The following is a 22,325-nucleotide window of genomic DNA, read 5'->3' on the forward strand; positions in this document are numbered from 1 at the left end:
AGTGCCTTTGCAATCGAATCCGCAACATTTGCGTTGCATCATCTTATCGGAACTCGAGCATTTCAAGTCGATCGCTTTCTGGCATAACACAATCCGTCAAGATTGATCGGCCAAAGATGAATGGCGGGGCAGCGATCGCTGCGGGAGGGGGACGATGTGCCATGTTCCGATGACCCTGCGGGCGGCCTATCTGCCAGGTTTTAGTGGATGAACGACAAATCGATCGCGCCAAAGTGCGTACTAAGGGCGATGTTGGCATGTTCAAGCGCCAGCACAAGCCACTGGACTGCTTCGCGGCTGTGCGTTTCGTAGTGATTAAACAAAATTGACAGGCGGCGTTCCAGGTAGGGTTTCACTTTGCGGCAAAGCAGCACAATTTTCAGCAGCAGTCCGGTGGTCAGCGTCGCGCCCAAATTCGTAATCAGATCGAGATAAACAAAATGCTGAGGGCTTTGGGGACTTTCGACCACGAGGAAGTTCAGCAGTTGGCTACAGGTACGCACCAGCAAAAAATCGTTGAGTCGCTGATCGTTGCTGTCGCTGAGGCTGGTTTGGAGATGGCTGTAAAGCTGATTGTAGAAGGCACGCTGGCCGTATTCGCGATCGATCGAAGCGGTGATGTAGTCGTACAGGTCATCTTTGAAGTGGCGAAACAGCGGTTCATCTCCGGTTTGCGCCAAGAAATTGCAGGCCAAATCGCGATAGCTGTGCGTCCCTTGCACCTTGCCGACATAGTGTTTGACCGCGTGGGCGAGTTCTTGCTCGTGCAGCAGCGTCGGATTGGAAACGGGATAGATCGATCGCGGGCTAGACGGCAGCACAAGCCGCGACGAGATTTGCGATCGTCGCACCTGATAGGTGATGTATTGTGACAGGTCAATTTCAAACTGGCGCTGCATCTGCGTTTGAATGCCTTTGACCGTGTGCTGCTGCTCTTGGGTGCAGTCTTCGCTGATCAAACAGTGTTCGTACAGATAGGGATAGCGGCGAATCAACGTTCCCAGGGGTCGCTTCATGTCGCCCATATCAGCCGCTTCGACCACTTGGGCAAGGCGACGCAGCGTTAAATATTGCTCGGTTTCGCGGAACTGCTTGACCAGTTCGCGCAGCCGACGCAGCGATCGCGATCGCACAACGGTGGCAGGCTCGGCTTCAAACAGCTTCACCAGTTGTGGAATCGCAAATTCTGTTCGGGCTGCTTGCCAGCGGTTGATCAAGATGTGGCAGCAGCGATTGAGAACATAGTGAAATTCAATTCCGGCCAGCGGCGAAGCCGTCACTTGCTCTAGCGCAGTACAAACCGCTGCGTCTGGATAGTCGGTGCCTTCGATGAACAATGCTTGAAAGCGATCGATCATTTGGACAGGCGTTTCTCGCTCAATCCAGTAGAGCAAATGATCGTAGATGTGCTGCTCTTGTGGACTAATTTGCCGTTGACTGCTGCCTGACCACACTGTCACCACTGCTGGCGCTCCTTTCTTGCTGCCGCGATTGAAGAATTAGATTGTTTTTACCCTACGGTGGAGAGTTGCAACTGAAGTTTAAGGTAATGCTGCGATCGCCCATGTATTCAATCCTACTGAAGCTGTTTCAGTGATATTGGTGATTGAAATCACCGTAGCGTTAAAGGTTTGATGAAGCAGTCTGGAAGGCTACGGTCTGCCCAGTTGGATGGCGAAGCTTTCACATCGCTAAGGGCAGAAAGCGCGAACTAAATTCGTCACATTGCATGATACGGTTAGCTCGTCACGTGTAAGTGACTTCCGGCATACAATTTGCGATCGTATCTTTTTTGCTATGTCCAATCTGCGGAAATCGAGTGCGGCAACTGCATCCACCCAAAGCGTGATCCGGCCTTCCATACAGCAGCTTAGCGATTGGTTGTCATCTGCAACTGTTAATTTTGATGACGACCGCCTTCAGATTCCGATTGCCGGAATTTCAACCGACACGCGCAGCATTGCATCGGGCGATGTGTTTTTGGCACTCCGAGGCGATCGCTTTGACGGTCATGCGTTTGTCGCTCAAGCGATCGCCCAAGGCGCAATTGCGGCGATCGTCGATCGCGCGATCGATGCAGATTTGCCGCTGATTGTTGTGCCCGATACGCTATTGGCCTATCAAGCGATCGCCCGCCACTATCGCCAGCAGTTTGCGATCCCGGTCATTGCCGTGACGGGATCGGTCGGCAAAACAACTACTAAAGAATTGATCAGCGCAGTTCTAGCGACGCAGGGAAATGTCCTGAAAACGCAAGCCAACTACAACAACGAAATCGGCGTGCCCAAAACGCTGTTAGCGCTTAGACCTGATCATGACTTTGCCGTGATCGAAATGGGAATGCGAGCGGCGGGCGAAATCGCGCTGCTGACGCAAATTGCCCAGCCGGATATCGCCGTGATTACAAATGTAGGAACGGCACATATCGGACGGTTGGGATCAGAAGAAGCGATCGCCCAGGCCAAATGCGAACTGTTGGCTGAACTTCCGGCTACGGGGATCGCCGTGTTGAATCACGACAATCCGCTGCTGCTCAAAACCGCCGAGCAAGTTTGGACGAGTCGATCGCGCAGCGCAGAGGGAACGGTATCGCGCAGCGCAGAGGGAACGGCATCGATCACTTATGGACTTGAAGGCGGCGATCTACACGGTCAACTGCTTGATGCTCAAACGCTGCTCGTAGACGGCATGAAATTTCCCTTGCCGCTACCCGGACGCCACAATGCGCTCAATTATCTAGCAGCGATCGCCGTCGCCAAACTGCTCGATCTCGATCTCGCTCCGCTCAGTCAGGGGTTACAGGTCGAACTGCCGCAGGGTCGATCGCACCGCTACGAGTTGCCCAACGACATTGTGATTCTCGATGAAACCTACAACGCCGGATTGGAATCGATGCTCGCTGCGATCGATCTGCTGCGAGAAACGCCGGGAACGCGCCACATTGCCGTGTTGGGCACGATGAAAGAGCTTGGCGATCGCTCTGCCGAACTGCATCAGCGCGTCGGCAAAGCGGCTCAAACGCTCGATCGCCTGCTGATTCTGGCTGACCCGATCGAAAGTGCTGCCATGTCAGAAGGAGCCGGATCGATCGCAGAAGAATTCACAACGGCTGAAGCAGTCGTCGATCGCTTGTTGGAATGGGTGCGTCCGGGCGATCGCCTGCTGTTCAAAGCTTCGCGAGCGGTTGGACTCGATCGCGTGGTGCAGCAGTTTCGCGATCGAGTGTCAGGCTGAACCTTAGCGAAACATGCTGCTCACCGAGCTATCTTCGTGGATGCGCCAGATCGTTTCGCCCAGCAAATTCGCAACCGAAAGCGTGGTCAGTTGGGCAAAGCGATTCGATTCAGAAATGGGGATCGAATTAGTGACGATCACTTCTTCAAACAGTCCAGTCGAGAGGCGATCGACCGCAGGCGGCGAAAAGACGGCGTGAGTGGCGCAGGCATAAACCTGACGTGCGCCTTGTTCGCGCAGCAGCTTTGCGCCTTCGCAGATTGTGCCCGCTGTATCGATCATGTCATCGACAAGGACGGCGGTTTTTCCAGACACATCGCCAATCACGTTCATCACTTCTGCAACGTTGTGAGCCGATCGCCGCTTATCGATGATTGCCAAGGGTGCATCGTTGAGCTTTTTGGCAAAAGCGCGTGCCCGCGCCACGCCGCCCACATCTGGCGAAACGACGACCAGATCGGAAAGCTGCTTTTGCGCCAGATAGTCAAAGATCACAGGCGAGCCGTAGACGTGATCAAACGGAATGTCGAAATAGCCTTGGATCTGCGCCGAGTGCAAATCCATTGCCAAAATGCGGCTGGCTCCGGCCTGCGTGATCAAGTTGGCGACGAGCTTGGCCGTAATCGATTCGCGTCCTGCTGTTTTGCGATCGGCTCTGGCATAGCCATAGTAGGGAATCACAGCGGTAATCTGCCGTGCCGACGCTCGCCGACAGGCATCGATCATGATCAGCAGTTCCATGAGGTGATCGTTGACCGGATAGCAAGTCGGCTGCATCAAATAAACATCGCAGCCGCGAATTGATTCTTGAATTTGAATGTAGAGTTCTCCATCGGCAAACCGTTTGCGAACCATCGGCCCCAAATCCATACCGAGGTAGCGAGCCACTTCTTCGGAGAGCGCGGGATTGGCTGAACCTGAAAACAGCCGCAAACGACTGTTATCGGTGACGTGGGATAAAGGCGGCTGAAGCGTCAAGGAGGCAACAGAGGGGATCACGACAGTTCCTCGGAGCGTAAATCACCGCAATCTTATCATTTTCATTTCAAAACAGTCGTTTGTTTGCTGCCTCCGTAAATTTAGTGAAGGCTTTGATAAACAACGATACATCGGCGATCGAACTGATGCAAAGTGATACAGATTCTCAGTAAAAAAGCACTCGATCGAGCGCTGAATTCACTTCACAAAACGCTCGGCTCGAATGCTTTTTGGCAGGCGATCGCGGCCTGATCGAAGGTTTAGAGATCGCCGCCGCGAAAGGCCAGCACAATGATCACAGCCGGACCAGCCAGCATAATTGCCGCAACCAGCGTTAGCTGCACAATGGCTTCCCAATTCACGTTGCCCACAATGCTTGTAATCGCGTCCATTTTTTGTTCTTCTCCCAGTAATCGAATAACGGTTGCTGTGCAAAGCTCAAGGCATCCTGAACCGTATTTTACCTGGTATTTCCTCAGGTTTTTTAAGGTTTTTAACAAAGTTCTCAGGTGGGCGATCGAGTGTCAGGTGGTGGCTGGTGGCTGACTGCAAACGGTGTCGCCAGATGTGTCGTTCAACCGCAATGAAAAATCGCTAGGCTAGAGTATTCTTTCACGCATCGAATCTATGGCGACTTGGCAGTGTGTCAAGCAGTGCGGAGCTTGCTGCTATTTGGAACCGAGCGATCGACCTGACCTCGATCTTTATCTAACTGAAGCTGAACTCGATCAGTATTTGAGCATGGTGGGCAGCGATGGCTGGTGTGTGAACTACGACCACCTCCGACGCGAATGCCAAATTTATGTTGATCGGCCTCGCTTTTGTCGGGTTGAGACGGAAATTTTTTGCGAGATGTATGATCTCGAACCGGAAGAAGTCAACGATTTTGCGATCGAGTGCTGCCACGAGCAGATCGAAGCAATGTATGGGCTGCGAAGTTTAGAGATGCTCCGGTTCGATCGAGCGATCGGGCTGTCTTAACGTTCTGGCCTTAGCTGCTGGGCTAAGCGATCGGGAACGATCGAACCGCTTCGGCAAACTGCATGTTGCGCTCGACCAAGCCCATGTGTCCAGCAGGCCGCAGCACAATCAGTTCGGCGTCGGGAATTTTTTCGGCCATGTACTGATGGGCAGAAAAGCGGGTGGCGATGTCGGTGCGTCCGACAATCACCTGAACGGGAATCGGGATGTTCGGCAGGGTAGCGGTTTCGTCATAGTGCAGCATTGCCATGACGCCCCGGACGAGGATTCCAGGATTTCCCATCAGGCCAAGGCGCGTCGCAAAATCAAGCTGGCCGCGCGTTTCGCGTCCCGTAAAGCCAGAAATTTCTGTTGTTAGATACATTGAGCCGTTCAGGTAGCCCAAACCGCTGAGCAGCCAGACGATCGGCGCGAGCCAATGGGTCAGATGCAGCAACGGTTCAATCAGCGGCTTTTGCAAAGCGGTGAGGAGCGGACTGGCGATCGCCGTCTTCAAAGGATTCGTATAGGTCGTATCTACCAAAATTAATCCGGCCACTCGCGAGCCAAGCTGTTCGGGAAACAGACGACAAAAGGTCAACAAAATCATGCCGCCCATGCTGTGACCGAGCAGCACAGCCGGGCGCTCGACCAGCCCCAAAACGGCTTCGAGATCGCGAGCATATTTCTCGAGCGAATAATCACGATTGTTGGGCTTGGTGGATTTTCCCAATCCCGGCAGATCCCACAGAATCAGGCGATAGCGATCGCCAAGCTGCTTTTTGGCGTAATACCAAACCATGCTGTTTGGCCCCCAGCCGTGCGTCAAAATCAGCGGTGGCGCGTCGGGTGAGCCGTAGAACTCGACGTGAATTTCGCTGCCGTCGGGTCGAGAAATGCGCGTCGCGTCCACTGTGCGATACATTTTTGGTTCGTCGCGGCCAAATCGCCGCAAAAGGGCGATCGGCAAAAATCCCACGATCGACCAGACCAGCAGTCCCCAGCCTGCAATCAGCCAAAGCCGTTCGCGCCAAGTGTCAACGGGAAAATTGATCAGTTCACCGCTGTAGCATAAGCGCAAGATGTAGATTCCGCCTGCAATGAGCGCGATCGAAAACAGTCCCGAAAGCCACCGAAACAGCAAATCTAGCGGCAAAAATGCCATCCTGCACACCTTGAGAAAATTGTGAGTGTCGCAACCATAAACGCTCGATCGCTGTCTCAGCAACGATCGAAAGTTAGATGCGCTCCATCAGAACAGCAATCTTCTCGATCAAGTCTTGTGGAGCGATCGGTTTGCCCAAATGCAGTTGAAACCCAGCCGCGATCGCCGCTTCTCGATCGCTTTCAGACGCAAAGGCAGTCAGGGCGATGGCTGGAGTGGAATTGTGGCTCGATCGAAGCTACGGAAATTCTGCCGCCGTGTAGCTCAACGATGTGCCGGACGATCGCCAACCCATTCCTTTCATGCCAATTATCTCTAGAATTTTGGGTTTCCGACAGCCGATCGCCAAACTGCCACCGCTGCCCGTCCAACCAAGCCGCTGCCGTCGAGAATAAAGCGGTGAATTGAAAGAACGGCAATGGCTGAAGATTTAACGCTGCGGCAAGGACTCGATCGCTATTACGCCGCGCATCCCGACTTTACGCAAAAGGCCGATTTGCAGGTCGGCTGGGTGACGGTTTCCTGGATAGATTTGCACAAGCACGACATGATGCACGTCGTCACAGGCTACGGAACCAGCCTGCCCGAAGAAGTCCGGTTGGACGGCATTTTTCTCACTGCTCTAACCTGGAGACGACCCTGGTACTACTATCCGCGCAGCATCGCTTTATTTCTCGCGGTTCTTTGGGATGCCCTGCGCGGACAATCCAGCGGCACACGCTACTACACTCCGCTGCAAATTTGCCGATTCTACCTGGCTGGCATTTGGGAAGGGCTGCGCTATCGCCGCAAGATCGATGGCTTCATCAACACTGAGGAACTGCTGGATTGCAGTTTGCGATCGCTCCGCCAAGCCTACGGCATCACGAATGCAGGCGCTTGGGATTGACTTAGTCCTCACCACTGAGATTTTTGGCACTGTCCATGCTGATGTAGATGCGGGCGTTCGCCGTCCGAGCCAGTTCGCGCAATGTTTCAAGCTCTTGCAATCGCAGCAGAGCCGGATGGCGCGTGTAGGCTTGGGCGGCTTGTTCTCGATCGCGCAAGGCCTGAATTTCCGCTTCGGTTTTGACGCGCTGAAGCTCGGCTTCACTTTGGGCGGTCGATCGCTTCGCCTCTGCCGTCGTTTCGATTTCGATTCGCTGCGATTCGGCTCTCGCTTGGGCGTCAATTTGCTGGACGGCGGCTTTGGTGCGAGCTTCCACCAGTTGCGCTTCGCTCATCCGTTCGGCAGCAAGGACGCGATTCATAATTTCCTGCAAGTTGCCCGGAAAGACGAGATCTTTCACGTCCGCTCGCAAAATTGACACGCCGTAGCGACTGGCAACTTCCTGCACATCGCGCAAAATGTCTTCGCTGAGCTGATTGCGATTGGTCAGAATGGCTTCGAGCGACATCGACGCGAGCGATCGCCGTGCCGCCAGTTGCACATCACTGTACAGTCGGTCTTCATACTGCTCGACTTCATGCAGTGCCGCACGCGGATCGATGACGCGAAACTGCACGATGATGCTGACGCGCACGGCGACTTTATCCGCAGTGAGAATTTCTTGCCCTTTAATTGTCAGATCGCGTTCGCGCACATCAACGAGGACAATTTCCACCTTTGGCCGCCGCGCGAAACCGAAAAAGCTGAACGCTTCGGGAATCTCGTAGCGGCCTGCACTGAGAATTCTCACCATCACGCCATCTCGGTAATACAAGCCGCGATGCGTGTCTTTGATAATGATTTCTTTGACCATAAAAGCGAAGTGCCCCGTAGCAACGAAGCTGATATGGAGAACGAGCATTCAGATGGCTGCAAGCTGAATCGCCCACATGACGCGATGACAGGCGATAGTAACAACTGATGTCAACTCGCTCCTAACTTTGCCGGGGCATTTGAGTTATAGCAAGAGCGGAGGGCGATCGTCCAACCGGAAATTGCTGCATCGATCGCTCAAGGCAGTTCCACCGAGGTCGGTTTGGCGATGTGCGGCAGTCCCCAGCCGAGTTTTTCGCGCAGGACGTGAAAAAATTCAACGGGGCGGAGGCGGATGAACTGAGCGGAGTAGGGCGATCGCGCAATTCGCACCTGATTATCCGGCAGCACATAGCATCCGGCATTGCCATCCACGACCATAATCAGTTGATTGGGCGTGGCGGGCAAAATTCGCACGGGTTCTGTATCGGCAAACACGAGGGCGCGAGAGGCGAGCGAGTGCGGGCAGATCGGCACAAGCTGCATGGCGGCAACGCCCGGAGCGATCACGGGGCCACTGGCCGAAAGTGCGTAAGCGGTTGATCCGGTAGGCGTGGAGATGATGACGCCATCGGCGGCAATATCGACGGGCGAGTGCTTGCCGACTTCGATTTCAAAGTGGCACATGCTGGTGAGCGGTTCGCGGTGCAGCACCATTTCGTTTAGGCACAGCGCTTCCCAGATCACCGTTTCAGACTGCCGAAGCTGAACGGAGAGCATGGCGCGTTCTTCAATTTCGTATTCGCCCGCCATCAGCAGATCGATCGCCTGCGAAAGCTGATTGAGATAGATTTCGGTCAAAAAGCCCATGTGCCCGGTGTTGACCGTCAGTAGAGGAATTTGCCAGGGCGCGACCTGCCGGAAAGCAGACAAAACCGTGCCATCGCCGCCCAGCACGATCGCAAACTGCATATCCGCATCGAATCCGGGCGGAGCTAGCTGCTCGATCGGCGTGTGACAAACGGGGCGATCGGGCTTGGAGTAGCCCAAAATGCCGCCAATGCCCGTTGCCATGCGGACATGCCAGCCGTTTGCAGTCAGCTTGTCCTGCAAATCTTCAGCCACGCGACAGGCGATCGGCTTCACGTCGTTGTAGATAATCCCAGCTTTGGGCATCCAGGTTGGGGAACAAACAGGTGTAAGTTTAGATTGTACGGTCAAGCCGTAGCCTTTGTTTATAGCGTACTCGATCGCAGCAGTTCAGGCTGTGATTTGATAAGCAAATTTGCTTAACCCGTAAAACATAAGAAAGTCAAATGATTTTAATAAAAGTTTAGACAGATTGTCACTTTAGTCATATTTTGTTACAAGTGGAAGGACTGTCGTGAACAGGCAACTGCATGTTTGGTGGACTTACAGGTTCAAAAAACCGAGGAACTGACTTAGGCGAACGGATGCTCAATGCCGTCGCCAGCCAGTCAATTCGCCATTTGTTCACTCAGAGCGAATCGGTGGAAGTAGACATTCGCTGCTTTCCCTCCAGCAAACTGCTTCAGGGCAGCATCGACAATTTCAAAATGCGCGGTCGCAATCTGGTGATCCGCAGGCAGTTTGAGGCGGCAGAAATCTCGTTTGAAACCGATGCCGTGTCGATCGATCCCGGTTCGGTGATGGGCGGCAAAATCCGCCTCAAGCAGCCGACGCAGGCGATCGCCCAGGTGACGCTGACCGAAGACGGCATTAATCGCGCTTTCAAAGCCGATCTGGTCGAAAAGCGCCTGCAAAATGTGGACATGGAGCCGCTCACGAATCTTTCCGGTGGCGAACCTGTGACGTTTCGCGATGTGCAAATCGAGCTTCAGCCGGAAAATCGCGTCAAGATTTTGGCGAAGACGGATTTGCCCAACTGTCAAGATTTGCCGATCGCCCTCAGCGCCACGATCGCCGTCGAGAAGCGCCGTCGCGTCACCTTTGCGGATGCGAAATTCGAGGCGGATAGCGTTCCCGAAGCGCAGCGCGGTTTGTCGGAAATTGTCACGCAGGCGTTTGTCGAAATTCTCAATAACATGGTGGATTTCGATCGCTTTGATCTTGATGGCGTTTTGCTGCGCGTCAATCGGCTGGAGACGCAAGGCAAAAATTTGGTCTTTAGCGGCTATGCTCAGATAGAGCGTTTTCCGGGAACTTAGCCGCTGCAATGTCGCTGATCAACATTTTGATTCAAGGCGGAATTGTGATGATTCCGCTGCTGGGGCTGTCGCTGGTTGCCACCGCTTTAGTTTTGGAGCGCGGTTTGTTTTGGCGGCGCGTCACGGGCAGGCAGACGCGACTGGTGCGCGAAGCCTTAGGGCTGTATCGCCGCAGTCCGAAAGCCGCGATCGAGCTATTGGAAAAAAACGCCGATTTGCCGATCGCTCGCATCTTCCTCGCCGCGCTGGAACTGGAACAGGCCACGCCCGACGAATTCCGCCTCGCCCTCGAAAGCGCAGCCCAAGCCGAAATTCCACTGCTGAAACGCTTCAACACTTTCTTTGAAACGGTGATCAGCGTTGCGCCGCTGCTCGGTTTGCTGGGAACGATTTTGGGATTGATTACTTCCTTTGCCTCGCTGCGAATTGGCGACTTGGGGGGAACGCAGTCGGCCAACGTGACGGCGGGAATCAGCGAAGCGCTGATCTCGACAGCAGCGGGCTTAATTGTGGCAATCTTCACGCTGCTGTGTGCCAATACCTTTCGCGGCCTATACATTCGCCAGATTGCGCTGATTCAAGAATATGGCGGTCAGCTAGAATTGCTGCATCGTCGCCGCTACGATCGCCGCTCACACCCCTATGCGCCTACCTGAAGAACCCGACATTCCGCCGCAGATTAACATCGTGCCAATGATCGATGTGATCTTTGCGCTGCTCACCTTTTTTATTTTGTCCACGCTGTTTCTGACTCGATCAGAAGGTTTGCCCGTCAATTTACCCACCGCGAACTCGACGCAAACCGAGCCGCAAAGTCAAATTGTGATTACGCTCAATCCGCAAGGTGAGATTTTCATCAATCGTCAGCCCGCTGCGCTGAACGAACTGGCGGTGCAGGTGCGTACTCTCACTCAAACCAATCCGAATGCCCTTGTGGTGATTAATGCCGATGCCGCCGTTCCGCATGGTCAAGTTGTCGCGGCGATGGATCAGGTGCGATCGATTCCTGGAGTGCGGCTGGCGATCGCAACTCAACGCCCATAAACTTTGTGAATCGCCTGCTCACACTGCATTTCATTCACGCGCTTGGCGTAAAGATGTCATTGAATTGTCACACTCGTTTCTTAAACTGAACGTGACGATTTCGGCTGGCGTTTCTGCCATTGGATGCTGCTAGCTTGCGGTTAACCTAGTACACAATAGAAAAGTGCAATGAACGGCGATCGCCCAGCGGCAGATTCCTTCATCGCGGCCACTCATTGATATGAAAATGATTTATCGTCCTCCCAACGATTTCAACCCGGAGCCGTTTGATGACCGTCCGATCGATCGGCGGGGCACAAAAGGCTGGTGGCAACCGCTGGTCTACCTTGGTTTAGGTGTCGCTGGTGCAACGAGCGTGATTTTGGGCGATCGCTGGCTCCAGTCCAACGCGCTGCCGCCCGAAGCTTATGCTCAGCCTTCCCCTGTGCAGCCGGAAGCCAAACCGATCGCGGCTCCAACAAGCGGCGGAAGTGCGCGGCTGCTCGCTGCTAGTAATCCAAACTTCATCGCGGCGGCGGCGGAGCGAGTCGGGCCTGCGGTCGTGCGGATCGATTCATCGCGCACCGTTTCCGCTCGCCTCCCCGACATTTTCAATCGCGGCTTTTTTGGCGAACCCACCAATCCTTCCAGACAACCGCGCACTCGCGTCGAAGAAGGCACTGGATCAGGCTTCATCATCGACAGCAACGGCTTAATTCTCACCAATGCCCATGTCGTCGATGGAGCCGATCAGGTCACGGTTGCACTGAAGGACGGACGCACATTTGCCGGAGAAGTGCTGGGCGAAGATTCGGTCACAGATGTAGCTGTCATTCGCATTCAAGCCGCAGATTTGCCGAAAGTAGCAGTCGGTGATTCGGATGCGCTGCGTCCGGGTGAATGGGCGATCGCGATCGGCAATCCGCTCGGCCTCGACAACACCGTCACAGCGGGAATCATCAGCGCTACAGGCCGCACCAGCGACCAAATTGGCGTGGCCGATCGCCGTGTCGGATTCATCCAAACCGATGCTGCGATCAATCCGGGCAACTCTGGTGGCCCCTTGCTCAACGAGCAAGGTGAAGTAATCGGCATGAACACCGCGATCATCGGCGGCGCACAAGGACTGGGTTTTGCCATTCCGATCGCCACTGCCCAGCGCATCGCCAACCAACTGATCTCCACAGGTCGCGTTCAGCATCCCTATCTGGGTGTGCAAATGGCGACCTTGACGCCCGAACTGAAAGAACAACTCAACAGCAAGCCAAACCGCCCAATCGAAGTGCAGGAAGATTCCGGTGTGCTGGTGATCGGTGTTGCGCCCAACTCGCCCGCTGCCCAAGCCGGACTGCAACCGGGAGACGTGATTCGCAAAGTCGGCGGCCAGCCCGTCATCAAGTCGGAAGATGTGCAGCGAATCGTGGAAGGCACGCAGGTCGGCAGTACCCTTCAAATTGAAATTCGGCGCAACGGTCAAACGCAAACGATCGCCGTCAAACCCGGTGCTTTACCTTCCAACTAATTGCCGTCCAAAATGACAGAAACGCTTCCAATTATTCAGCTTGGCAACGCAATTTTGCGGCAGTCGGCAACAGCGATCGATTCCATTTCCGATCCGGCGATCGTGACTTTAATTGAGAGCCTGATGGCAACTTTGCAACAGTCGAATGGCGTGGGAATTGCCGCGCCGCAAGTCGCTGTTTCAAAACGCTTATTTATCGTTGCCTCTCGCCCAAATCTGCGCTATCCAAACGCGCCGGAAATGGAACCGACGCCGATGATTAATCCGCGCTTGGTCAGCCATTCCGATGAAGTGGTAAAAGACTGGGAAGGCTGCCTGAGCATTCCGGGCATTCGCGGTTTGATTCCGCGCTATCGATCGATCGAGGTTGAATATCTCAACCCAAACGGCCAGCTTCAAAAACAAGAACTGGCCGATTTTGTTGCCCGAATTTTTCAACACGAACTCGATCATTTAGACGGATTGGTGTTTCTCGATCGACTCGACAGCGTCCAAGAAATCATCACCGATCAGGAATATCTCAAGCTCATCCAGCGCTAGCGATACAGCAAATAGCGCAAACCAATCACCAGCAGAAAAATTCCGTACAGCTTTTTCATCAGCGCACTGCTAATAAATGGCTGATTGGCAAAGAGTGCGCCGAACAAATTCCCGATCAGCAGACCGATCGCAATAAAGATTGCATCGCGAATGCTGAGATTGCCGTTTTTGTAGTAAATCGTTGCGCCCAAAATGCCGATCGGCAAAATTTGCGCCGCCAAAGAAGTGCCTGTGGCAAACTTTTGATCCATTCCCATCAGCAGCACCATCGCTGGAACCATAATCGCGCCGCCGCCAATTCCAAACATGCCGCCCGCAATGCCTGCGACAAACCCAATCACGAGAAGTTGAACAATGACGTTAGACATTTGATTTTTATTTGTTGATGCGATCGATCCTTAGAACTACATCCGCTCTAGAACCGGAATTCCCAATAAGGATAGACCTAATTTGATGGTTTGAGCAGTCAGATGGCAAACAATTAAGCGCGAAGTGCGGAAAGGTTCTTCTGCTTTCAGAACCGGACAGCGATCGTAAAACTGATTGAATTTTTGACTCAATTCAAACAAATACTGACACAACCGATTTGGCAATAAGTCTTTTTCGATCTCTGCCAGAACTTCATCAAGCTGAAGTAGATGTTTAGCGATCGCCAATTCGGATTCGTCTTGCAGAGCGATCGGCGCATCCGTTTCAACTTGTTCAAGATCAATATTCCCCTTCCGACTGATTCCTTGAATTCGCACATAGGCATACAGCATGTAAGGCGCAGTATTACCCTGCAAGGCCAGCATTTTGTCATAGCTAAACACATAGCTGCTCGTGCGATTTTGGCTTAAATCTGCATATTTAATCGCGCTAATTCCCACCACTTGAGCATTGTATGAAATGAATTCTTCAGTTTCCTGACGGTTTTCCTCTTGCAAGCGAGTTTCCAAATCGGTGCGGGCACGATCGATCGCTTCATCGAGCAAGTCTTGTAGCCGGACGGCTTCACCCGATCGACTCTTCAACTTTTTGCCATCTTCTCCTAACACTGAACCGAGTGGCGTATGCACAAATTCTCGATCGGGCGTGATCCAACCTGCTCGCTTACCAACTTGAAAAATTTGGGCGAAATGATTGGTTTGTTCGGCTCCCACCACGTAGATGATGCGATCGGCTTTGTCCACATTGGCGCGATAGCGAATTGCAGCTAGATCGGTTGTCGCATAGTTGTAGCCGCCATCTGATTTCTGAACAATTAATGGCAACGGATCGCCTTCTTTGTTGGTGAATCCTTCCAGGAAAACGCATTTTGCGCCTTGATCTTCGACCAGCAATCCTAGCTTGTCGAGTTCTTCAATCACATCAGCTAAGAAGGGATTGTAGAACGATTCGCCGCGATTGATGAAAGGCAGCAATCCCATCAAGTCGAATAGTTTTTGGTTCGTGCGGTTGGATAGATCGCAAACAATTCTCCAGGCTTTCAAGGTGTTTTCATCGCCTGCTTGCAAATCGACAACGGCTTGTCTTGCTGCTTCTTGAAATGCTGGGTCTTCATCAAAGCGCTTTTTTGCCTGACGATAGAAAGTTGCGAGATCGCCCAAATCTAAGCTTGCTTCAGTCAACGCTTCAGGAAATGCTTCTCTTAAGTAAGCGATCAGCATTCCAAATGGCGTTCCCCAATCGCCAATGTGACTAATTCCGATCACTTCATGGCCTAGAAATTGCAAAATTCGAGCGAAACAATCGCCGATGAAGCAAGTTCTTAAATGCCCGACGTGCATTTCTTTGGCGATGTTGGGACTGGGATAATCGACGATGATTCGTTGCGGATTTTCGATCGCCCCAACCCCCAATCTCGCATCCGTTTGAATCGCCTTAAGCTGTGCTTCCAGATAGCTAGTTTTTAGCCGCAAATTGATAAAACCGGGACCTGCAACAGTCGGCGGCTCACAAATTTCGTTGACGTTCAAATGCTGCACAATTTGTTCGGCGATCGCCCTTGGTGCTTGTCCTAATCTCTTCGCCAAAGACAGCGCAACATTCGCCTGATAGTCACCAAATTTGGGATTACTAGCGGGAACCAAAACCGGATCGACTCCGGCTAAGTCTGTGCCAAAAGCGGCAATTAAAGCGGTTTCTAGCTGTGCTTTGAGTTGGGCGATCGTAGAATTCATATTCGGCAAATAGAACGGGTACAGCTAGCTCGCTACTGCTTTGAACAGCGCTATCTAGTGATTATAGAAGGCTTTCGATCGCAAGCTTTACAAAATTTTCATGCTGAGGTCGAGCCAAGTCGATCGCGTAATTGGCGCACTGCTGGAGATGTAGTCCACGCCCGTTTCCGCCACCGATCGAATCGTTTCCAGCGTAATGTTGCCGGAAGCTTCGATCTTGATGCGATCGCTGGCCGCCCGAATTTGCTGGACGGCCTGCATCATTCGATCGATTGGCATGTTGTCCAGCATGATGATGTCGGCGCGATGGGCGATCGCTTCCTCGACCTGCGCGATCGTTTCGGTTTCCACTTCGACGGTGAGCGGATAGGGAATGCGGGCGCGGACTTGGGCGATCGCCTCGCCAATGCCGCCCGCAGCCGCAATGTGATTGTCCTTGATCATCACGCCGTCGTCCAAGCCCATACGGTGATTGGTTGCGCCGCCGACCTGCGTGGCGTATTTCTCCAAAATTCGCAGTCCGGGCGTGGTTTTGCGCGTATCGACCAGTTGTGCAGGCAGATCGGCAATTTGCTCGACGTATTTGTTAATTGTTGTGGCGATGCCGCTCAGTCGCATGGCGAGATTCAGCGCAACGCGCTCCCCGGTGAGCAGGGCGGCGAGGGAACCGTTAATTTCCGCAATCACTACGCCGCGATCGCACCACTGCCCTTCTTCCACAAGCGATCGAAATTCTGTTTGCGAATCGAGCAGGCGAAAGACTCGTGCGGCGATCGGCAGTCCCGCGATGATCCCCGGTTCCTTCACAATCCAGCGAGCCTGTCCGGTTTGATTCGAGGTCAACAGCGATTGCGTGGTGCGATCGCCGCGTCCAATATCTTCAAGCAGCCAGTCTTGCAGAAGTCGATCGAGCAGTAAAAAAGGAGGCAAAACAGCAGTTGTCATCACTTAATTCTAAAGAGGTTTCTATCACCATTGCCGAAAAGATTGGCAGCGATCAATCAGCTCGGCGGCGATCGAGTCGCCAAAGTCGGGTTAGCGTTCCGTCTCGATATCTGGGTGTTGCACGAAAGCCATAGACGCGCATCAAGCGATTTCGCAATTGATCAGAGGAATTGAATAGATAGAGCCGCCTGACTCGCTTTCCAATGCGAATATCGGCAGGATTTCGAGAAAGCTGAAGTCGGGTGGATGGCTTGAGTTCGTGACTGAAAGAGAGCAGATCGATCGGAACGGCATCGCTTACAACTAAGGGGCGTCTTTCTCGGTTAATAATGTCAGCAACGGGCGGGAAAAATGAAGTGCGGACGCGACTTTTGTTCCACCAGGTTTCAGCATTCATGCTCAGTAAACAGCCCTGTAAACCTGCTGCCAGCAAAGCGATGAGGAGAATTCGCCCGATCGCTTTTTGCCAACCTGTCCAGCGCGTCCCCAAAATCGTCAGAAAATAAACAATCGCAATCTGCAAACCGACATAGCAGGGAATTAGATAGCGCACCCGCAGCGATCGCTGTCCGCCCAAAATTAGATCGGGAAAAGCCAGCGGCAAACTCGTCACGGCAACTAGCAGCAGCACCAGCCAAGCTAGTCGAGAAGAACTGCGCCAGAGGAACAATAGGGCAGCGATCGCAATGCAAACCAAAATCAAATTAGCCGAACCAAAATCTTGATTGGCAAACACAAGATTGAGATTCAAAAACCAGCGATCGAACACATATGAAAGCGATTGGCGCAGATTCAGCGAGGCAGTTGTGCGCTGAATGCGCTCCAGATTCATAAACGCAACGGTCAGCCAGGGCACAAATAAAATGAATCCGGCAATCGTGCTGAAGACATAAGCGAGCGCATTCCGACTGCGACCTTTTTCCTGCAAAAAAACGTAAGTGGCCTGCGCGATCGCCACCAAACCAAACAGCAAATGCGAATAGAAACCCAGCGCGATCGACAGCGTAAAAATAATCCAACTGCGGCGAGTTTGCGTCCGCATTGCCCACAGCAAAGCCGCACAGGAAAACAGCGTCGTCACCGTCCACAAACTGTACTGCCGCGCTTCTTGAGCATACAGAATATGCAGCGGCGAAACGGCAAGAAAGGCGAGTGAAACGATGCTGATGGTGCGCGAGGCAAACAGTTCTTGACAGAGCCAATAGAGCGCAGGAAAGGCGAGAAGACTGATGCAAGCGGATAAGGTGCGAATGGTAGCGATCGAACTGCCAAACGTCAGCACCCACGATCGCGCCAGGATGAAATACAGCGGCGAATGTTCGGCATTGCCCCGGAAGGCGCGGAACGCATCTGCCCAGGTTCTTTGCGCGTTCGGATGCTGATAGCGCTGCAAATCTGCCACTGTGACGCGATCGCCCGTGAAGATGTCGCGGACAAATTCGCGCTCGGTAAAGCCGGAAATTCGCAGTGAGGTGTAGGCTTCATCCGCCCAGTAGACTTTGCGATCGAGATTGACAAAGCGCAAAACGACGCCCGTTGCGATCAGCAGCACGAGCAAACTCGCGATCGCGCCTCGTTGCCATGATTTCCAGTTGTGCATCTCGATTCCTCACGCCGATCGCCCTAAAGTCTACCGGATTCCCCGAAGCAGGAAAAGTCAGCGCTTCACGATTTTCGGCATCCTTCTCGTTCATGTGAGACACTAAAACTTGCCAATTGTGCCCGATTGCCATGCTGCATTCTGTTTTGATCGATCGCGCCAGCAAAGCGCATCAGTCGTTTTGGTTTTGGCTAAGTCTGACCTTTGCGGCAGTTTATGCTTGGCTGGGGTCAAGAATTGCGTTTAGCAGTGCGTATGTTGTCCAGGATGATGCAAGACAGCATGTCTTTTGGATGCGGCGATTTCTCGATTCCGAACTGTTTCCCAATGATTTGATTGCAGACTATTTTCAGTCCACTGCGCCAACAGGATATACGGCAATTTATCAAGCTGGGGCGGCACTCGGAATCGATCCGTTGCTGTTTAGCAAGATTTTACCTTTCGCGTTAGCTTTAATCGCAACTGCCTACTGTTTTGGTGTTGCTTTGCAACTGCTGAATTTGCCGATCGCCGCTTTCGTTTCAACGCTGCTGCTCAATCAAAATTTGTGGCTGCAAGACGATTTGGTTTCCGGCATTGCCAGAGCGTTTGTTTACCCTTTGTTTCTGGCGTTCTTGTATTATTTACTGAAGCACTCACTGATTCCTTTACTTATCACGATTGCGCTGGAAGGACTCATCTACCCGCAGCTTGTCTTCATCATGGCGGGAGTGCTATTGCTGCAATTGATTCACTGGGAAAATGGCTTCAAACTGCGACGAGAAAATTTCCGAATGGTGGCGATCGGGCTGGCGGTTGCGTTTGTGGTGATGCTGCCGTATGCGATCGAATCTTCACCATTTGGCCCGGTTGTCACGGTTGCGGAAGCCAAGACAATGCCGGAATTTCAGGCACAAGGACGCACCCGCCTATTTGTCCCGAACCCTTGGGAATATTGGCTGACCGAAGAACGCACCGGACTATTTCGCTGGGTGATGCCGCTGTGCATCCTCTCCTTACCACTGCTCATTCTCATGTGGCGTCAGCCCGATCGATTTCCGCTAATTAAACAGGTCAAGCAAATTGGCATTTTAGGACAGGTGGCGATCGTTTCGCTCTTCATGTTTCTTGCGGCTCATGCGGTGATGTTCACCCTTTATTTGCCCAGCCGCTACAGTCAAAATACGCTACAGATGATCACCGCTTTATCCGGTGGAATTGCAGCGATCGTATTGCTAGATGGCCTGTTGCGCTTATTCAAAAATCGTCAGGCGATCGCCCTGCTTGCAACGCTAGCTTTAGCCGGAATTCTATTTTTCTCGCCTTATCTGTGGGAATTTCCGAAGCAAACGCGAGTCTTTTCGATCGGTCAATATCCCACTCTTTACGAATTTTTAGCTGCACAGCCAAAAGATATTATGATCGCCTCAGTTGCCAGAGAAGCGGATAATATTCCGACGTTTGCAAAGCGATCGATCCTCACGAGTCGCGAATATTCAATTCCCTACCACACAGGCTATTACGGACAAATTTATCAGCGCACCAATGATTTAATTCGCGCTCAATATTCACCGAATCGTGCGATCGTTCGAGAATTTATTGAGCAATACGGCATTGATTTCTGGCTGCTCGATCGCCGCTATGCTGCCAGTCCCATTCCTGCCAACAACACAGGTGAAATTCGGATTACGCGCTGGCTATCGCAGTTTCCCGCAGCGGCAGAAGTGCAAACCGGAAATCCGTTTGTGCGGCGATCGATCAATCGCTGCTCGGTTTGGCAACAAGATGACCTCGTTTTATTGGATGCCCAATGCCTGATCGATCGCGAGTAAAACTGTGGTTTGGGCTAAGTTTATTGCTGCCGATCTATTTCGGCGTGGTGTCGCTGCTGCGATCGCTCAGCTATCCGTATGCCGTCCAGGATGATGTGCGACAGCATGTCGTTTGGTTTGAGCAGTTTATCGATCCAGAACTGTTTCCCAATGACTGGATTGCCGGATATTTCCAGACAATTTCACCTGCTGGCTTCAAGGCATTTTACTATTTGTTTGCTCAGCTTGGCATTGAGCCGCTGTTGCTAGCAAAGATTCTGCCGCTCGTGCTGAGCGTGATTGCCGGAGCTTACTGTTTTGGAATTGCGATCGAACTTATTCAAATTCCGGCAGGCGCATTTTTAAGCAGCGTAATTTTAATGCAGAGCTTGTGGCTAGAAGACGACATCGTAACCGCAACACCGCGATCGTTTGTCTATCCGATTTTTTTGGCATTTCTGTATTATTTGCTGAAGCGAAAGCCGCTGATTTGTGCAGGCGCGATCGCCCTTCAGTCTGTTTTCTATCCACAGCTTGCCCTGGTTGAAGTCGGGATTCTCACCGTTCGATTGCTGGGCTGGAATGAAGGCCAAATTACCGCAAGTCGAAATCGAAAAGATTACGTTTGGTGGATGGTGAGTGGCGCGATCGCCCTCATTTTGCTCTTAGCATTTCGTCCTAACCTCGGCGCGTATGCTCCGCCTGTCAGCCTTGCCGAAATGCGCGTCATGCCGGAATTTGGTGTTGATGGCCGCGCTCAGTTTTTCAATCCGAATCCGTTTCAGTTTTGGCTGACGGGAAATTCTGGTTTGGCGCTGTCGGCTGATCCACCGCTGATTTGGCTCAGTTTGCTGCTGCCGATTTTCTACTGGCGCAAACAGTTTGGTGTGGAGAGAATCGCGCAAATTCGACTGCTGACGGATATTTTGCTGGCTTCACTGGGCTGGTTTTTTCTGGCGCATTTGCTGTTGCCGAAACTGTATGTTCCGGCTCGCTTTACTCAGCATAGTTTGCGAGTTTTGATGGCGATCGCGGCTGGAATTGTCCTGACTCTACTGCTCGATCGAGCGCGACAGTGGCAACCGCGAAAACGCTGGCAGTCGATCGCTCTTCGAGTCAGCGGAATTCTGCTGGCAATTCTGCTGATTCTGCCGCAAATTCCCAGCGTATTTATTGGCGAAAATGCTCAATTGATTGGAGCCGTTCCGAACCTGTATGAGTTTTTTGCTCAGCAGCCCAAAGATATTTTGATTGCTTCACTAAGCGAGGAAATTAACAGCGTTCCAACCTTTAGCAAGCGATCGATTCTGGTTGGTCGAGAATATGTGTTGCCCTATCACATGGGCTATTACCGAGAAATGCGGCAGCGGGCGATCGATTTGCTGACGGCTCAATACAGTTCTGATCGGCAAATTGTTAAGAGTTTTGTCAATCAGTATGGCGTGGATTTTTTTGTACTCGATCGCGATGCCTTTGAGGTAGACTACATCGACGATAGCGACTGGTTAGAGCAATTTGGGACGGTGACGGACGCAGCGATCGATCAATTAGAACGCGGTGAAAGACCGATTCTTCAGCGATCGATTCGGCAATGTGCCGCCTTGCGGCTGCGGCGATTGATTGTTTTGAACGCGAACTGTGTGGCAGGAGAAGATTCATGAGCAGGCGTTGGATCGGACTGGCGATCGGGTTGGGGTTGAGCGGCAGCGTGATTTCTCCTGTCGGGGCGCAGTCCTTGCCGACCGTGCAGCTTAATCCGCAGTCGGCAGAAGAACAGGTGAATGCGGGCTTGCGGCTGGTGCAGCAAAATCGACTGCCAGAGGCGATCGCCGCGTTTCGTCAGGCCGCTGCCCTCAATCCCAATCTGGCTCCGGCTCACTACAATTTGGGACTGGCGCTCAGGCAGCAAGGCCAGCTTCAAGAAGCCGCCAGCGCGTTTTATCAGGCGACGCAGGTGCAGCCCGGATTTGCCCTTGCCTACGCCAACTTGGGCGCGGCGTTGCTGGAGGGCAACAATTTTGCTCAGGCCAGCGACTATCTAGAACGAGCGATCGAGCTGGACAACACGCTTGGGCTGGCTCACTACAATCTCGGCCTCGTCCGTCAGCGCCAGCAAAACTGGCCGGAAGCGATCGCCGCTTTCCAGCAGGCTCAGCAACTCAGCCCCAACGCGCCAGAACCCGCATTCCATCTGGGCGAAATCTACCTCCAGCAGGGACAAACCGCGCAGGCACAGACGGCTTTTGAGCAGGCGATCGCCATCAATCCCAACTACCCGGAAGCGCTCTACAATTTGGGCGCAATTCGTTTGCAGCAAAACGATTTGGACGGGGCGCTAGCGGCATTCCGGCGATCGGCTCAGGCCAATGCCAACTACGCCAATGCCTACTACGGCGCGGGGTTGGTCTTTTTGCGGCAGGGCAACATGGCTGAGGCGCAGCGCGTTTTGCAGTTTGCTCGCGATCTGTTCACGCAGCAGGGCAACAGCCGTTGGGCATCGAGCGCCAGTCAGCTTTTAGCTGGAATTGAGCGCTGA

Annotated in this window: 22 protein-coding genes; 11 read left to right on the forward strand and 11 right to left on the reverse strand. The window is 52.9% G+C overall.

Going from position 1 to position 22,325, the window contains the following annotated elements:
• Window positions 1-200: 200 nt before the first annotated feature.
• A complete protein-coding gene (locus H6F67_RS02245) occupies window positions 201-1,463 on the reverse strand; it encodes a hypothetical protein (RefSeq protein WP_190762899.1) in 1,263 nt (420 codons plus the stop codon).
• A gap of 334 nt (window positions 1,464-1,797) precedes the next feature.
• Here H6F67_RS02245 and murF point away from each other — a divergent pair, with 334 nt between their 5' ends.
• Complete coding sequence (gene murF, locus H6F67_RS02250; protein ID WP_190762901.1) at window positions 1,798-3,234, forward strand: UDP-N-acetylmuramoyl-tripeptide--D-alanyl-D-alanine ligase; 1,437 nt, start codon at window positions 1,798-1,800, stop codon at window positions 3,232-3,234.
• A 3-nt stretch (window positions 3,235-3,237) separates the two neighbouring features.
• Here murF and H6F67_RS02255 read toward each other — a convergent pair whose 3' ends face one another.
• Together H6F67_RS02255 and psb30 are read right to left on the reverse strand one after the other, a co-directional pair.
• The gene (locus tag H6F67_RS02255; protein ID WP_199304206.1) at window positions 3,238-4,212 is read right to left on the reverse strand and encodes a ribose-phosphate pyrophosphokinase; all 975 of its coding nucleotides are present in this window, start codon (window positions 4,210-4,212) and stop codon (window positions 3,238-3,240) included.
• A 260-nt stretch (window positions 4,213-4,472) separates the two neighbouring features.
• Window positions 4,473-4,604 carry a photosystem II reaction center protein Ycf12/Psb30 gene (psb30, locus tag H6F67_RS02260; protein ID WP_190762903.1) on the reverse strand — a complete coding sequence of 44 codons (132 nt, stop codon included), beginning with the start codon at window positions 4,602-4,604 and terminating at the stop codon, window positions 4,473-4,475.
• Window positions 4,605-4,839: 235 nt separating this feature from the next.
• Between psb30 and H6F67_RS02265 the strand changes: the two genes are divergently transcribed.
• Window positions 4,840-5,193, forward strand: coding sequence for a YkgJ family cysteine cluster protein (locus tag H6F67_RS02265; protein WP_190762905.1), 354 nt, complete (start codon window positions 4,840-4,842; stop codon window positions 5,191-5,193).
• 22 nt (window positions 5,194-5,215) lie between these two features.
• Here H6F67_RS02265 and H6F67_RS02270 read toward each other — a convergent pair whose 3' ends face one another.
• Both H6F67_RS02270 and H6F67_RS02275 read right to left on the reverse strand, forming a co-directional pair.
• A complete protein-coding gene (locus H6F67_RS02270) occupies window positions 5,216-6,337 on the reverse strand; it encodes an alpha/beta fold hydrolase (RefSeq protein WP_190762907.1) in 1,122 nt (373 codons plus the stop codon).
• Between the two features lie 182 nt (window positions 6,338-6,519).
• Window positions 6,520-6,756, reverse strand: a complete 237-nt coding sequence (locus tag H6F67_RS02275) for an ATP-binding protein (RefSeq protein WP_190762909.1) — start codon at window positions 6,754-6,756, stop codon at window positions 6,520-6,522.
• Here H6F67_RS02275 and H6F67_RS02280 point away from each other — a divergent pair.
• The gene (locus H6F67_RS02280) at window positions 6,756-7,226 is read left to right on the forward strand and encodes a hypothetical protein (protein WP_190762910.1); all 471 of its coding nucleotides are present in this window, start codon (window positions 6,756-6,758) and stop codon (window positions 7,224-7,226) included. The two genes, H6F67_RS02275 and H6F67_RS02280, sit on opposite strands and share 1 nt — an antisense overlap.
• Before the next feature lies 1 nt (window position 7,227).
• On the opposite strand, the gene H6F67_RS02285 is transcribed toward H6F67_RS02280, so the two are convergent.
• Entirely contained in the window at window positions 7,228-8,079 is an 852-nt protein-coding gene (locus tag H6F67_RS02285; RefSeq protein ID WP_190762912.1) for an SPFH domain-containing protein, read from the reverse strand.
• 197 nt (window positions 8,080-8,276) lie between these two features.
• The gene (locus H6F67_RS02290) at window positions 8,277-9,194 is read right to left on the reverse strand and encodes an NAD(+) kinase (RefSeq protein WP_190762914.1); all 918 of its coding nucleotides are present in this window, start codon (window positions 9,192-9,194) and stop codon (window positions 8,277-8,279) included.
• A gap of 224 nt (window positions 9,195-9,418) precedes the next feature.
• On the opposite strand from H6F67_RS02290, the gene H6F67_RS02295 reads away from it, so the two are divergent.
• From H6F67_RS02295 to def, 5 genes are all read left to right on the forward strand, one after another.
• A complete protein-coding gene (locus H6F67_RS02295; RefSeq protein ID WP_190762916.1) occupies window positions 9,419-10,207 on the forward strand; it encodes a DUF2993 domain-containing protein in 789 nt (262 codons plus the stop codon).
• Between the two features lie 8 nt (window positions 10,208-10,215).
• Window positions 10,216-10,863: a MotA/TolQ/ExbB proton channel family protein gene (locus H6F67_RS02300; RefSeq protein ID WP_190762918.1), complete on the forward strand. Its 648-nt coding sequence runs from the start codon at window positions 10,216-10,218 to the stop codon at window positions 10,861-10,863.
• Window positions 10,850-11,251: a biopolymer transporter ExbD gene (locus H6F67_RS02305; RefSeq protein WP_190762920.1), complete on the forward strand. Its 402-nt coding sequence runs from the start codon at window positions 10,850-10,852 to the stop codon at window positions 11,249-11,251. Before H6F67_RS02300 ends, H6F67_RS02305 begins: the two co-directional genes overlap by 14 nt.
• A gap of 226 nt (window positions 11,252-11,477) precedes the next feature.
• Entirely contained in the window at window positions 11,478-12,752 is a 1,275-nt protein-coding gene (locus H6F67_RS02310) for an HhoA/HhoB/HtrA family serine endopeptidase (protein ID WP_190762923.1), read from the forward strand.
• Between the two features lie 12 nt (window positions 12,753-12,764).
• The gene (gene def / locus H6F67_RS02315; protein ID WP_190762925.1) at window positions 12,765-13,292 is read left to right on the forward strand and encodes a peptide deformylase; all 528 of its coding nucleotides are present in this window, start codon (window positions 12,765-12,767) and stop codon (window positions 13,290-13,292) included.
• Here def and H6F67_RS02320 read toward each other — a convergent pair.
• The 4 genes from H6F67_RS02320 to H6F67_RS02335 form a co-directional block, all read right to left on the reverse strand.
• Complete coding sequence (locus H6F67_RS02320; RefSeq protein ID WP_190762927.1) at window positions 13,289-13,660, reverse strand: TSUP family transporter; 372 nt, start codon at window positions 13,658-13,660, stop codon at window positions 13,289-13,291. The genes def and H6F67_RS02320 overlap by 4 nt on opposite strands.
• A 36-nt stretch (window positions 13,661-13,696) precedes the next feature.
• Window positions 13,697-15,454, reverse strand: coding sequence for an arginine--tRNA ligase (gene argS / locus H6F67_RS02325; RefSeq protein ID WP_190762928.1), 1,758 nt, complete (start codon window positions 15,452-15,454; stop codon window positions 13,697-13,699).
• 87 nt (window positions 15,455-15,541) lie between these two features.
• Window positions 15,542-16,399, reverse strand: coding sequence for a carboxylating nicotinate-nucleotide diphosphorylase (gene nadC, locus H6F67_RS02330; protein ID WP_190762930.1), 858 nt, complete (start codon window positions 16,397-16,399; stop codon window positions 15,542-15,544).
• 52 nt (window positions 16,400-16,451) lie between these two features.
• Entirely contained in the window at window positions 16,452-17,999 is a 1,548-nt protein-coding gene (locus tag H6F67_RS02335; protein ID WP_190762932.1) for a glycosyltransferase family 39 protein, read from the reverse strand.
• Window positions 18,000-18,130: 131 nt separating this feature from the next.
• On the opposite strand from H6F67_RS02335, the gene H6F67_RS02340 reads away from it, so the two are divergent.
• The 3 genes from H6F67_RS02340 to H6F67_RS02350 are packed head-to-tail and all read left to right on the forward strand — an operon-like array spanning window position 18,131 to window position 22,325.
• Entirely contained in the window at window positions 18,131-19,810 is a 1,680-nt protein-coding gene (locus H6F67_RS02340) for a hypothetical protein (protein ID WP_190762935.1), read from the forward strand.
• Window positions 19,789-21,450 carry a hypothetical protein gene (locus tag H6F67_RS02345; protein ID WP_190762937.1) on the forward strand — a complete coding sequence of 554 codons (1,662 nt, stop codon included), beginning with the start codon at window positions 19,789-19,791 and terminating at the stop codon, window positions 21,448-21,450. Before H6F67_RS02340 ends, H6F67_RS02345 begins: the two co-directional genes overlap by 22 nt.
• Window positions 21,447-22,325 (forward strand): tetratricopeptide repeat protein, encoded by an 879-nt coding sequence (locus H6F67_RS02350; RefSeq protein ID WP_190762939.1) that lies wholly within the window; start codon window positions 21,447-21,449, stop codon window positions 22,323-22,325. The genes H6F67_RS02345 and H6F67_RS02350 overlap by 4 nt, the downstream gene beginning before the upstream one ends.

The sequence above is a fragment of the Microcoleus sp. FACHB-1515 genome, assembly GCF_014696105.1.
Taxonomy (GTDB): domain Bacteria; phylum Cyanobacteriota; class Cyanobacteriia; order Elainellales; family Elainellaceae; genus JAAUTJ01.

Excerpts from the sequence above, each read along its gene's own strand:
- psb30 (WP_190762903.1), bottom strand. The coding sequence starts at position 4,604 with ATGGACGCGATTACAAGCATTGTGGGCAACGTGAATTGGGAAGCCATT.
- H6F67_RS02285 (WP_190762912.1), bottom strand. The coding sequence starts at position 8,079 with ATGGTCAAAGAAATCATTATCAAAGACACGCATCGCGGCTTGTATTAC.
- H6F67_RS02265 (WP_190762905.1), top strand. The coding sequence starts at position 4,840 with ATGGCGACTTGGCAGTGTGTCAAGCAGTGCGGAGCTTGCTGCTATTTG.
- H6F67_RS02335 (WP_190762932.1), bottom strand. The coding sequence starts at position 17,999 with ATGCACAACTGGAAATCATGGCAACGAGGCGCGATCGCGAGTTTGCTC.
- H6F67_RS02345 (WP_190762937.1), top strand. The coding sequence starts at position 19,789 with ATGCCTGATCGATCGCGAGTAAAACTGTGGTTTGGGCTAAGTTTATTG.
- nadC (WP_190762930.1), bottom strand. The coding sequence starts at position 16,399 with ATGACAACTGCTGTTTTGCCTCCTTTTTTACTGCTCGATCGACTTCTG.
- def (WP_190762925.1), top strand. The coding sequence starts at position 12,765 with ATGACAGAAACGCTTCCAATTATTCAGCTTGGCAACGCAATTTTGCGG.
- H6F67_RS02270 (WP_190762907.1), bottom strand. The coding sequence starts at position 6,337 with ATGGCATTTTTGCCGCTAGATTTGCTGTTTCGGTGGCTTTCGGGACTG.
- H6F67_RS02350 (WP_190762939.1), top strand. The coding sequence starts at position 21,447 with ATGAGCAGGCGTTGGATCGGACTGGCGATCGGGTTGGGGTTGAGCGGC.
- H6F67_RS02280 (WP_190762910.1), top strand. The coding sequence starts at position 6,756 with ATGGCTGAAGATTTAACGCTGCGGCAAGGACTCGATCGCTATTACGCC.
- H6F67_RS02320 (WP_190762927.1), bottom strand. The coding sequence starts at position 13,660 with ATGTCTAACGTCATTGTTCAACTTCTCGTGATTGGGTTTGTCGCAGGC.
- murF (WP_190762901.1), top strand. The coding sequence starts at position 1,798 with ATGTCCAATCTGCGGAAATCGAGTGCGGCAACTGCATCCACCCAAAGC.
- argS (WP_190762928.1), bottom strand. The coding sequence starts at position 15,454 with ATGAATTCTACGATCGCCCAACTCAAAGCACAGCTAGAAACCGCTTTA.
- H6F67_RS02310 (WP_190762923.1), top strand. The coding sequence starts at position 11,478 with ATGATTTATCGTCCTCCCAACGATTTCAACCCGGAGCCGTTTGATGAC.
- H6F67_RS02295 (WP_190762916.1), top strand. The coding sequence starts at position 9,419 with ATGTTTGGTGGACTTACAGGTTCAAAAAACCGAGGAACTGACTTAGGC.
- H6F67_RS02300 (WP_190762918.1), top strand. The coding sequence starts at position 10,216 with ATGTCGCTGATCAACATTTTGATTCAAGGCGGAATTGTGATGATTCCG.
- H6F67_RS02340 (WP_190762935.1), top strand. The coding sequence starts at position 18,131 with ATGCTGCATTCTGTTTTGATCGATCGCGCCAGCAAAGCGCATCAGTCG.
- H6F67_RS02305 (WP_190762920.1), top strand. The coding sequence starts at position 10,850 with ATGCGCCTACCTGAAGAACCCGACATTCCGCCGCAGATTAACATCGTG.
- H6F67_RS02290 (WP_190762914.1), bottom strand. The coding sequence starts at position 9,194 with ATGCCCAAAGCTGGGATTATCTACAACGACGTGAAGCCGATCGCCTGT.